The organism is Paraburkholderia sp. Tr-20389 (assembly GCF_017104565.1).
Classification (GTDB): Bacteria; Pseudomonadota; Gammaproteobacteria; order Burkholderiales; family Burkholderiaceae; genus Paraburkholderia.
In genome coordinates this window covers 128,304-140,186 of record NZ_JAAGPD010000030.1, presented here as the reverse complement: position 1 = coordinate 140,186, position 11,883 = coordinate 128,304, and the positions used below count along the sequence as shown (strand labels likewise).

The window sequence follows — 11,883 nt, the reverse complement described above, 5'->3', positions numbered from 1 at the left end:
TTCAACAAGCAGGCGCAGATCATCGACCAGCATGGCGATGAAAGTTAACATCGCCGCGTCCCGTTTACAACCGGTTTGCGCCAAAAACAAAATGCCGTTCAGTCGCTTAACTGAACGGCATTAGGGCGTTAGCCATCTTTCGCCAGCCCTTCAGGCACAGGCGATCGGGCATGTTGTATGGACTGGAGCCATCTGTTGGTATCTTGCGACGCTGCTCCGTCGCGAATGCTTAGGGCAAGTATTGTGCGGGCGTTGACGTTCAGCTTCGCAGGATCTCTTCTTCCAGTCGATCCAGCGGAAGATGACGAACGTCCCGACCCTTGACGATATAAATCACAAATTCGGCGATGTTGGTCGCATGGTCGCCGATACGCTCAATGGCCTTCGCGACGAAGAGATAGTCGAGGCACGGCGAGATTGTCCCCGGCGCAGCGTTCATATCGGCGACGAGCCGCTGCACAAAAAGGCGAAATTCGTTGTCGATTGCCAGATCGTCACGCATGATCTGCGCGGCAGCCAGGACGTCCATCCTCGCGAAGGCATCGAGTGCACGATGCAGGATCGTGAGGGCCATTTCGCCGGAGCTTCTCAATTCCGCGACCTGCATTGCAGTCGTCACGCCGGCCTCTTCGATTCGTTGCAGGCGTTTCGCGATCTTCCAGGCTTCGTCACCGGCACGCTCCAGATTCGTCACGCATTTGGACGTGGCCATCAGTAACCGCAGATCGCGAGCCGTCGGTTGCCGTCGAGCGATGATGTTATTGACCTCGTCATCAATTGCGACTTCCATCTGATTGAGCCGCTTCTCGGAGTCGCGCACGTAGAACACTACGGTCTCATCAAATGAACTCAGCAGAGACAGTACCGACGATATCTGCGATTCGACCAGGCCGCCCATCTCGAACAGTTGGGTCGAGAGCAGATTCAGCGCAGTGTCAAACTGGCTGGAGAGGTGTTTATCAGTCATTTTTCCTCCGTTGCCTGGTGGTAAAACGCGCAATCCCTACGGACGTGTCGCCCGACCCATCGTGGCCTAATTACGTCTTTTTTGACTAAACCGTATATACGGTATTATCGTAATCAATAGCTGCATCGCGCAACGGATTGCGCCGCTCGTATCCGTTGCGCGTGGTATTTCCCTGATCTGCCCCTTGTTGGTATGAGGCGCTTTTCGTGTGACGTTCCCGTGGCAGGAGATACAGCGGTTGCGAGAATTGACACGTACCTCGGGTTGTGAGGTTGGCTGGCTTGCCGTACGGTTGCCGAACACGTCATCCGGCGCGATGGGCCGCCATCACGATGACAAGGATTGTCGGGGCACGGGTTGGAGTTGATGGAAGCGGCGCAGGGAGAATAATGATGAAGCTTTCTCACAGACTCGGTGCCCGCAACGCGGGACCGGCTTGGGGCCTCGCCTTTGGTCTGGTCGTCACGCTCATAGGAGTGGGGCTCTGGTGCGTTGCGAAGTTGTCACTGACTGCCGGCCGGTTCGACGAACCACTGGCGGTAGCAGCCGTGCTCGTGGGCGTATTCGCGGTCATTTATGCCGCGCACGAGCTTCGACATCGATAGCATTTGGTGAGTCGACTGGTGTCACGTGTGCTTCGTTCGGGGGGCAGATCGCGTCCGGTGCGATGCGACGGGCAGGCTTTAGCACTCGATGGTTTCGTCGACGTCGCCACTGCCTGCAGCTTTTGCCAGCGTCGTTACGCGTCGAACAAACAGTTCGACAATTCCCCGGGTCGGGACGCTGGCAGACAGCGACGCAATCTTGGAAGGCGCGAACCAGCGGCAACGAGCGATCTCGTTCAGCGGTTCCGGCACGGCACCCGCCGGCGGGTCGGCGACGAACACATGATGCAACGTGCTGAATCCCTGGAACTGGAAGTAATAACTCATTTGCAAGACGACTAGTCCGGTCTCTTCCGCAAGCTCGCGGCTGGCGGCTGCTTCGGGTGGTTCGGCGCGCTTTATCCTGCCGCCCGGCAGTGCCCACCGCGCGCGCTCACGTGCGACGAGCAGAATGGCGCCGTCCCGGACGCACAGTACTGTAGCCCTGTTTTTCGTGCACTCTCTGCCAGTTATTTTCCGCGCTTCAACGTATCTGCTGCCGTCAGGGCACGGTGAGAATCCATCGCCCGGCTGCCTGGCCAACGCCTCCCGACGTTTTGGCAGCCAGCAGTTCGCATGCCGCTCGCGTCGGCGATCGAAGACAGGCGACTGGCCCGGGGCCGCCGTTTGTCGCGCGCGGACGTAGTCACTGTGCGGCGGCATGACGTCACATTGAACCATATGTCATAAAAATGTCACAATTGCGGTTTTGGCGTTGATACGCAGGCTGGTGACGCGGCAAACGCGCGTGCCTGCGAGAGGTAAGAGGTGCCCCATGACACAAACCTTTGAATACAACGGCTTCACGCTGCGTGTTGCTGTCGAGTCCGACTTCCAGTCGCACCAGGCGCGTGCGCGCGTTAGCAACCCGGGCTATGTCGCCATTGTCCGGATATGTGAGTCAGGCACATCGGTGTCGAGGTTTTCGCCGCTGCGGCTTGGCGATGCCGCGGGCCGGGCATTCGCTAGCAAGGATGACGCGCTGACGGGCGGATACAGTGCAGCTCGCACGATCGTGGACGATCTGTTTGGCTGATCATGCAAGACGCCGTGTCTGCGGGGCTAGCTGAGGACGTGCCAGCGAAGCGGGCCGCTTGGGTCCGACCACCGCCGACCGCATCGGGCAGCAGTTGAGCCGAAAGTAGCCCCTAAGACTCGCCTGTGAACGATCGCTGCATCGCGCCAGGCAGCCCTCGATGCGATGCAGCGGTCGGGACAACGCGGAGTTTTTACGGCGAAGCGAAAGACCTTATGCGACCGTCAGGCCGGGCCTCTCGTACGCGTGCGCGGCAGGCGCTTTCGAATACGAGGCCCAGCTCGCGCACATGCTGCCCACTCAGAGGCCTGCGTTGACCCTTAAGCGTTGGCGCCACCGTCGACGGTGAGCGTGGCGCCCGTGACGTAGCTGGCGTTGGCGCTCGCGAGGAACACCACTGCTTGCGCAATGTCTTCGCCTTTGCCGTAATCGCCTGTCGCCGTCAGCGATTTCAGCGTCGACGCGAACGGACCTTCGACCGGGTTCATATCTGTATTGATGGAGCCAGGCTGAACGAGATTTGCCGTGATTCCTCGTGGCCCGAGTTCTCTCGCCAGCCCCTGAGTGAACGCAACGAGAGCGGACTTGGAGCCGGCATATACACCGAGCATCGAGGCTGGGACGCGATCGGCAAAGTAACTGCCGATCGAAATAATTCGCCCTCCTTGCCCCAGATGAGGGATTGCGGCTTTTGCGGCCACGATCGGCGCACGCACATTGACGTTAAGCGTCGCATCGATGTCTTCGATGGAAATATCCTTTACATCGCCCATCCGGAGAATGCCGGCATTGTTCACCAGGATATCGAGCCCGCCCAATGCGTCGACAGTCTTCTGTACGGATTCCTGAACGGCCGATGTATTGGCGCTATCGGCCTGAATTGCGATACTGCGCCGGCCTTCCGCTTCGATCGCCTCCACAACGCCGGCAGCCTGCTCAGCTGATTTTTCATAGGTGATCGCCACGTCTGCGCCGGCAGCCGCCAAAGCCTTCGCGATCGCAGCCCCGATACCCCGACTCGCCCCGGTGACGAGAGCGCGTTTGCCTGTAAGTGTCATCAAAAACTCCGTTGTATGTCAGGTAGTGGAAAATAGTGTGAGAGGACATGGATGCATATACGAGCCGTCTGCCGCTCACGGATTCGACGGTCTGGTGAAAAGGTTCTGCAACTCGGAATAGGGCAAGGGATTGCTATCGAGCGCTTCAGAATGACCACCTTTCAGAAAATCTTGTGCGATGGCCTTCGCCTTGCCGAGCACGACTTGCGAGATGCCGCTACCCGCGCTTAACCGCCGCACGCCCAGCTTTCCGAGTGTCGCGGCGTCGGCGAGCCCTGGTACTGCCATGACGTTAAGAGGCAATCGGATTGCGCGGACAATCGTTTCGATATCGGATGACTGCACGAGGGCCGGAAGAAACAGACCGTCCGCACCGGCTGACGAATAAAGATTGCCGCGAGCAATCGACTCTTCCGGCTGCTTCGATTTTTCCGCGAGACCCGCAAGAAAGACGTCGGAGCGTGCGTTGATGAAGAGATCCGAACCTGACTTCACAAGGGCATTCTTGATCGCATCGATCTTCGAGGCGAGAAGCGATGCCGGGTCTGGGCCGTCTTCGATATTGATGCCTGCGATGCCGAGATCCAGTAAGCGCGTGACATGGTCCGCAACCGTCTTTGGGTCGTCGGAATAGCCGTTCTCGATATCGACCGACAACGGCACGTTCAGCACGCGGACGATACGGCGAACAGAAGCAACGACCTCATCGAACGGGAGTATGCGGCCGTCCGGATAGCCCAACGCCCACGCAAAGCCTGCGCTTGTCGTGGCGATCGCGGATGCACCCAACGCCTCGACGAGGCGTGCGCTACCGGCATCCCAGACATTCGGCAAGCGAAGCGGGACCGAATTGTCGTGCAACTGACGGAACGTGCGTGCATTAGACATAGCTGTTTCCTCGAATAGAGATTGAAACTCAAGCCGCCACGGCGCCTTTTGCTGTTTTTGCAAACGATGCGATGCGGCGCGTCGCGAGCCCGGAGACAAGAATCGCGATGACCACGGGAATGCTGGAGAGGTAGCCCAGGTTATGGCTGCCGATGACGGGGATCACAGCGGCGCCAAGAGCGCCGGCAATGGACACACCCACATAAGTCGCTGAAGTGTTGAGACCGACCAGCACGGCCGTCATCGGCGGATTCAGGCTCGCGAGACGGAACTGTTGCGGCACCAGCACACCCCACGCACAGGCTCCCCAGATCGTCACCGCGATCGCTGCACTCCAGAGGTGTGCGCCGGTGATCGGCATGGTGAGGATCACGATCGCGACGATGGTGAGCTTGATCAGAACGACTTGGTGTGAACCGATCTTGTCGAGGATTCGACCTGTCAGCAGATTCGAAAAGGTTCCTGCCAGTCCCCATAGGACGAGTAATCCACCCAGCACGGGAGCGCTGTGGCCGATCGCACGATCGAATACGACGGAGAAGTAGCTGAAGATAATGAACGTGCCGATCTGCGCAAGCACCGTGGTCGTGAGCGTGAGTCCGACGCGAGAATCCGTGAGGGGAGACAGGCGTTCGCGGAGCGAGATGGCGGGCGGCAACGGCACCTCACGCAGGAACGCGAGAATGCCGGCGAACGCGGCTGCACCGAGTGCGGCAACGAGAACCAGCGTCCAGTGCCAGCTTGCGAGCCCGCCAATCACGGCACCGATGGGTGAACCCAGCGCGGTAGCCGTCGTCAATCCCGCCACGATGATGGACAACGCGTACCCGCGACGCTCCGGCGGCACCAGCGACGCGCCCGTTCCGCTGGCAGTCGGCGAGAACATGGCCGCACCAAGACCCGCGAAAGCTCGCGTGGCCAGGGCGATGCCAAGATTCGGCGCCACGATGGTGCCGAGATTGGCGATGACAAACAAGCCGATGCCGCTGAGCAGCAGACGCTTGCGCGGAACGTTCGCAGCAAACGCTGCGACGGTCGGACCCAGCAAGGCATAGCTCAGCGCGTAGACGCTGATCAGCTGGCCGGCGGCGCCGATGCTGACGCCAAACGAGTGCGCGATTTCAGGCAGGATGCCCGCGAAGACAAAGCTATCGGTGCCCAGCGCGAACATACCGAGTGAGAGTGTTAGAAGACGGCGATCCATCTCGACTTCTCCAGAAAAGGTTGCAAGTTAAGTCTCGTGACGAAACTATAGGGAAGCCGACTGCATCGCACTACGGGCCGAAAGCAGGAAGCTGTTCCCCATAAACCGGTTAAGTCGTGCGCCGGCGTCACTTCGTTTGCGCGAGCTGCTGATGTGGGGCGTCCCATCCGCCGCCCAGCGAGCGGAACGTTCTCACTGCTGCGCGGGCAGCATCGGCCTTCGTCGCATCGAGATCGCCGCGTGACTCGAGAAGTTGCCGGTCGGCGTCGAGCACATCGGTGAGCGTGATCGAACCCGCGCGATACGCTTTCTCCGAAAGGTCTCGCGCCTTCGTCAATGCGTCGACTTCCTGTTGAATTTCCTGCGCGCGAATCTCCGTTTGCGAAAGCGTCATCAATGCGTCTTCGACGTCCTCGGTCGCTTTGAGGGCAGCCTCCCGATACTGCGCCAATGCCTCCGCGTAAGCCCCGCGCGCATGCTTGACCTCGGCGTCTACCTTGCCGAAATCGAACAGACGCCACTGCAGCGCACCTGTTCCGACGGGCTGGAACGACTTCGCGCTCAGGAAGTGACTGGCTGTGATGCTGTCGAATCCCAGTGCGCCGGCGAGCGAAATCTTCGGGTAGTAATCGGCAAGTGCGACGCCGATCGCTTCGTTGGAAGCCGCGAGGTGGCGTTCGGCCGCAATGATGTCCGGGCGGCGCCGCAGGATGTCGACGGGCTGATCCGCGCTTCCGACGGCAGGCACGTCCGGAATGACGCCCGCGTTCGTGTCGAGTTCTGCCGCATAGGTCCCCGGCTGTGCGCCCATCAGCACGTCGAGCCGGTTCAATTGCGCTTCGAGCGACACGCGTAAGCCCGGAACGGTGGCGCGTGCCTGACGCAACAAGGCTTCAGCCTGCGCCACCTCGCGTTCGTCGGATGCACCGGCCTGTTTGCGCGCTTTCACGAGTTCGAGCAGACGCGCGTCGGTATCCACCTGATCCTGGGTGACGGCCAATTCGGCCTGCAGCCCTCTGATTTGCAGATAGGCGTCGGCGGCGTCGGCAGCAACCGTCACGCGCGTGCCGAGCTGAGCGGCCTCGGCGGCCTGCTCTTCGTCGGTGGCCGCCGCGTGTGCGCGCCGCAGACCGCCGGCCAGATCGATTTCCCAGCTCGCCGTCGCACCGGCGACATACTCCTTCTGGTTGCGGCTGTAATTGGGAAACGCACTCGCAATCGTGCCAAGAGGACTCTGCACGCTCTGGTGTGCCGCCGTATACGACGCGTTGGCATCGACTGTCGGAAGCAGGCGGGCGCCAGCCGCCTGGGCCGCGGCGCGCGACTGGGCGACGCGAGCGATCGCCGCCTGAAGACTGAGGTTTTGATCCAGCGCCCGTTGCACTACCTTGACAAGCTCAGGATCATTGAACCCCGTCCACCAGCTATCGAGGTTCGGTGCCGGCAACGACGTTTGCCGGTCGGCGACGACCTTGGCGTTGTGAAGCGGTGCCATCTGCGTGTCGGGCGCAACATAATCGGGCCCGACGGCACAGCCTGCAAGCATTGCGCTGACGATCAGACTACCCACGATCGCTTTCGAAGTTCTGGATATGAAGCCGTTCATTTCACTTCTCCGCTATCGAGTTTCCGCAACGCAGGCGAACGCTTGATGCCGAGCTTGCGAACGAACGCGTAAAACGCCGGTGTAAATGCGAGCCCGAAGATCGTTACACCGAGCATGCCGAAGAACACCGTCGTGCCGAGCGATTGCCGCATTTCCGAGCCGGCGCCGCTGGCAATGGCGAGCGGTGCTACGCCCGCGATAAACGCGAACGAGGTCATCAGGATGGGCCGCAACCGTACATGAGCGGCATGGGTGGCAGCGTCCTCCGCATCGACGCCGTCTTCCTCCTGCCGCTGTCTGGCGAACTCGACGATGAGAATCGCGTTCTTGGCGGCAAGTCCAACGAGCACCACAAAGCCGATTTGCGCAAGGATGTCGATCGGCATGCCTCGCATGTTCAGACCGATCGCCGCCGCGAGCAGGCACATCGGTACGATCAGCACGATTGCGAGCGGTGTCTTCCAGCTCTCATATTGCGCAGCGAGCACGAGGAACACGAACAGTGCCGAAGCCGCAAAGATCACGAGCGGAGACATGGTCTGCTCTTTTTGCTGGTGAGCGAGGTCGGTCCACTCGTACGCGATGCCGTTCGGAAGAACCTGCGCTGCGAGCTGTTCCATGTGTTGAATGGCGTCGCCTGACGAGTATCCGGGGCCGGCCGCGCCCATGATTTCCGCCGCGGGATACATGTTGTAGCGCGGCACGCGATACGGCTGGGTGGTGTTCCGGAACGTCGCCACACTGCTGATCGGCACCATGTCACCCGTCGAATTGCGTACCTTGAGCCGTCCGATGTCTTCGGGCGTCCGCCGGAATGCTTCATCGCCCTGAACGCGTACCTGATACGTGCGGCCCATGAAGTTGAAGTCATTCACGTACTGCGAGCCAAGGTAGAGGTCCATGGTGGAAAACACATCCGTTGGCGTGAGACCGATCTTCTCCGCCTTGAGGCGGTCGATGTCCGCATAGACAGACGGTGCGCCCGCGTTGTAGAGCGTGAATACGCCACCGAATACCGTGTCCTTGTTGGCAGCCGCCACGAGTGCATGCGCTGCATCGGCGAGTGCCTGCGGCCCGAGTCCGCCGCGGTCTTCCAGCATCAGCTTGAAGCCACCCGCTGCACCCAGCCCCTGCACGGGCGGCGGATTGATCACGACGACCACCGCGTCCTTGACACCCGCGACGCGCTTACGGAGTTCGACCAGCATCGACGCTGCATTGACGCCGGGAACATGCTTGCCGTACAGCGAAGGCAGCCCGTAGAAAAGTGTTCCCACGTTGGGCGCAATCGTGCCCGTCGTGACGTCGAGGCCGGACACGGGTGACGTGTGGGTCACGCCTTTGAGTCCGGGCGTCTCGAGCACGATCTCGTTGATCTCGCGGATCACCTTGTCGGTGCGCTCGAGGCTGGCGCCGGGAGGAAGGAACGCGATCACCGCCTGATAGCCGATGTCCTGATCCGGAATGAAGCCGGTGGGCATTTTCGACATCTGCAAGGCAGTTGCACCAATCAGACCGGCGTAGACGATCAGCATGACGGTCGTAGCACGTACAGCGCGGCCGGTTATCTTTCCGTACCTGGACGACAGCCATTCAAACAAGGTATTAAACCGGCCGAAGACCGCGTGATGAACGCGGCCGAGCGCGGTCGCTCCGCCGTGCGATTTCTCCATCTCGTGGGGCTTGAGCAGTACCGCACACAGGGCCGGACTCAGCGTCAGCGAGACGACGCATGAGATGACGGTGGACGCGGCGATCGTAATTGCGAACTGCTTGAAGAACAGCCCCGAAATGCCGGACATCAACGCAGTGGGCCCGAACACCGCACACAACGTGAGCGCGATGGCAATGATGGCCGTCGAGACCTCGTTCATCGTTCGATGAGCGGCCTCTCTCGGCGACATGCCGAGCGCCATGTTCCGTTCGACGTTCTCGACCACCACGATGGCATCGTCCACGACGATCCCGACGGCGAGCACCAGTCCGAACAGCGAAAGGTTATTGATGGACGCGCCGAACAGCGAAAGTATGGTGAACGTGCCGACCAGCGACACAGGGATCGCGACGACCGGGATGATCGTGGCGCGCCAGTTCTGCAGGAACAGGTACACCACACCGACCACGAGCAGAATGGCGATGCCGATGGTTTTCGCGACTTCTTCGATCGACTGGGAAACAAACGTAGTCGGGTCGTAGATCTTGATGTAGTCGACGCCGGGCGGGAAGCGCTTCTTCAGTTCGGCCATTTTGGCCCACACGTCGTGCTCGACCTGCACCACGTTCGCATCGGGTGTGGCAATGACGAACCACGGCGTGGCTGCATATCGGTCAGCGTACGCCTTGGAGCCATAGTCCACCGAGCCGAGTTCGACACGACCGATATCGCGAATGCGCGTCACGCGTCCCTGCGTATCGGACTTGACTATGACGTCGCCGAACTGTTCGGGCGTCGTGAGGCGGCCAAGCGCGTCGATATTGATCTGGTAGGCGCCTGTGCCACTGTTCGACACAGGAGGTTGATTGAGGACCCCTGCCGACACGGCGGCATTCTGCGCACGAAGTGCGGCCAGTATTTCGCTGGCGCTGATGTTGTACGAGGATGCTTTGTCCGGATCGATCCAGATGCGCATCGCGTACTGCCGCTCGCCGAACAGCTGGAAGTCAGACACGCCCGGCAAACGCGCGATCTGATCGCGAACCTTGAGCATGTAGTTCGACAGGTATTCGGGACTACGGGAACCGTCTGGCGAGTAGACATGAACGCCGAGCAGCAGCGCCTGAATGGTCTTTTTCACCTGGACGCCTTGCAACTGCACTTCGGCAGGCAGGCGCGACAGCGTGTCCTCCACGCGGCTGCGTGTCAGCAGAAGCGCGGTATTCGGGTCCGTTCCGACCTTGAAGATCACGGTGATCGTCAACTGACCGTTGCTGGTCGACTGGCTCGAAATGTAATCCATGTTCTCGACGCCATTGATCGACTGCTCGAGCGGCGTTGCGACCGTGCGCGCAATGGTATCGGCCGATGCACCTGGATACGAGGTCGTGATCTGAATGGTGGTGGGAACGATATTCGGATATTGGGCAACCGGCAGCTTCATCATGGTTGCCAGACCGATGAGCACGGCGAATATGTTCAGCACCGCTGCAAAGCGCGGGTGCTCGATAAAGAAGTGAGTCAGTTTCATGATCTGGCTCCGTCGTCGCCGTGCTCTGCCGAGAACTGGATCGATCCTGCATGCGGGGAAATTTTCGAGCCGGGACGGACCGACGGAATGCCGTCGATTACGATCCGGTCGGTCGGGGCAAGTCCCGATCGAATGACTCGCAGGGCGCCTCGAAGGTCGCCGATCTCGACCTTTCTAGGCGTGGCCACGTTGTCTTCTCCGACGACGTACACCATGTGATCGGTTTGATCCTGGAGTACGGCGGCATCGGGGACGAGCAATGCTGGTCGTGGTGCAGTCGTTGCCAGCCGCAGGCGTGCGAAGCCGCCTGGCGTCAACGACAGGTCGCTGTTGGGAATCGTTGCACGTGCGTGGATGGTGCCGCTCGAACGGTCGAGCGTGTTGTCGATAAAGTTGAGTGTGCCTGTGCGCGCATATCCGCTGTCGCCTGTCGGCGAAATGCTCACGGTGTCCGCCAACGGTCCTTTCTGGTTTTCACGAGAGTGCTGGAACGCGGCGTAGTCGTTTTCGCTGATGTCGAAATCCAGGTAGATCGGGTCCAGCGAAACGATGGTCGCGAGCAGCGTAGTCGGGCTGCTGCCGGCGCGGCTGCCTGCCACCAGATTGCCCGTTGAAACGAGGTGTGTGCCGATGCGCCCTGTGAACGGTGCCGTGATCTTGCAGCGATCCAGGTCGAATCTGGCATCGCGGACCAAAGCATTGGCGTTGTCGACAGCCGCTTGAGCCGCGCGCTGTTCGGCGACCTTCTGATCGACGTTCTCGACTGTTCCCGCCTCCGAACGTTGCAGTTCCTGCGCGCGGGCAAGCTCTCGCGTGGCGAGAGCCAGTCGGGCATTCGCGGATTCGAGGCCGGCCGTCGCTTCGCTCAACCTGATCTGATAGGGTTCCGGATCGATCTCGAAGAGCACATCGCCTTTATGCACGATGTCGCCGTCCTTGAAGTTGATCTGCGTAAGCGTGCCCCCGACCTGGGCGCGCAATTCGACACGATTCACGGCCGAGAACTGGCCGAGGAACCCGAGCCGGCCCTCGATATCGCGCTGCAACGGCGCGCCGACGGCAACGGAAGGAGGCGGCGGTGCGGCAACGGGCGTTGCACCCGACCAGTGGATATGAGCCGCCGTCGCCGCCACGGCAACGATCACAGCGACGGCAACACCTTTGCCGATCCATCGAACGGAGCCGGACGTCGCGGGGTTTGCTGGAGTAGCGATGCCCACCTCGGCCTGATCTATACGGTTATTCATGGCATTCCTAAATAAGGAAACTGGTTGTGCGGCCGTGTCGTATGTCCC

At 60.6% G+C, this 11,883-nt stretch carries 9 protein-coding genes; 1 reads left to right on the top strand and 8 read right to left on the bottom strand.

Going from position 1 to position 11,883, the window contains the following annotated elements; all coding sequences use genetic code 11:
- Positions 1-259: 259 nt before the first annotated feature.
- Positions 260-967: a phosphate signaling complex protein PhoU gene (gene phoU, locus G3N95_RS25770; RefSeq protein WP_205972892.1), complete on the bottom strand. Its 708-nt coding sequence runs from the start codon at positions 965-967 to the stop codon at positions 260-262.
- Positions 968-1,650: 683 nt separating this feature from the next.
- The gene (locus G3N95_RS41050; RefSeq protein WP_205972891.1) at positions 1,651-2,274 is read right to left on the bottom strand and encodes an NUDIX domain-containing protein; all 624 of its coding nucleotides are present in this window, start codon (positions 2,272-2,274) and stop codon (positions 1,651-1,653) included.
- A gap of 112 nt (positions 2,275-2,386) precedes the next feature.
- On the opposite strand from G3N95_RS41050, the gene G3N95_RS25760 reads away from it, so the two are divergent.
- Positions 2,387-2,647, top strand: a complete 261-nt coding sequence (locus G3N95_RS25760; RefSeq protein WP_205972890.1) for a hypothetical protein — start codon at positions 2,387-2,389, stop codon at positions 2,645-2,647.
- Positions 2,648-2,967: 320 nt separating this feature from the next.
- Here the strand turns inward: G3N95_RS25760 and G3N95_RS25755 are convergent, their stop codons facing one another.
- The 6 genes from G3N95_RS25755 to G3N95_RS25730 form a co-directional block, all read right to left on the bottom strand.
- Positions 2,968-3,708 (bottom strand): SDR family oxidoreductase, encoded by a 741-nt coding sequence (locus tag G3N95_RS25755; protein ID WP_205972889.1) that lies wholly within the window; start codon positions 3,706-3,708, stop codon positions 2,968-2,970.
- 72 nt (positions 3,709-3,780) lie between these two features.
- Positions 3,781-4,656, bottom strand: coding sequence for an isocitrate lyase/phosphoenolpyruvate mutase family protein (locus tag G3N95_RS25750; RefSeq protein WP_346778403.1), 876 nt, complete (start codon positions 4,654-4,656; stop codon positions 3,781-3,783).
- The gene (locus tag G3N95_RS25745) at positions 4,622-5,797 is read right to left on the bottom strand and encodes an MFS transporter (protein ID WP_205972888.1); all 1,176 of its coding nucleotides are present in this window, start codon (positions 5,795-5,797) and stop codon (positions 4,622-4,624) included. The genes G3N95_RS25750 and G3N95_RS25745 overlap by 35 nt, the downstream gene beginning before the upstream one ends.
- 127 nt (positions 5,798-5,924) lie before the next feature.
- Positions 5,925-7,403, bottom strand: a complete 1,479-nt coding sequence (locus G3N95_RS25740) for an efflux transporter outer membrane subunit (RefSeq protein WP_205972887.1) — start codon at positions 7,401-7,403, stop codon at positions 5,925-5,927.
- Positions 7,400-10,588 carry an efflux RND transporter permease subunit gene (locus G3N95_RS25735; RefSeq protein ID WP_205972886.1) on the bottom strand — a complete coding sequence of 1,063 codons (3,189 nt, stop codon included), beginning with the start codon at positions 10,586-10,588 and terminating at the stop codon, positions 7,400-7,402. Before G3N95_RS25735 ends, G3N95_RS25740 begins: the two co-directional genes overlap by 4 nt.
- Positions 10,585-11,835: an efflux RND transporter periplasmic adaptor subunit gene (locus tag G3N95_RS25730; protein ID WP_205972885.1), complete on the bottom strand. Its 1,251-nt coding sequence runs from the start codon at positions 11,833-11,835 to the stop codon at positions 10,585-10,587. The genes G3N95_RS25735 and G3N95_RS25730 overlap by 4 nt, the downstream gene beginning before the upstream one ends.
- Positions 11,836-11,883 lie beyond the last annotated feature (48 nt).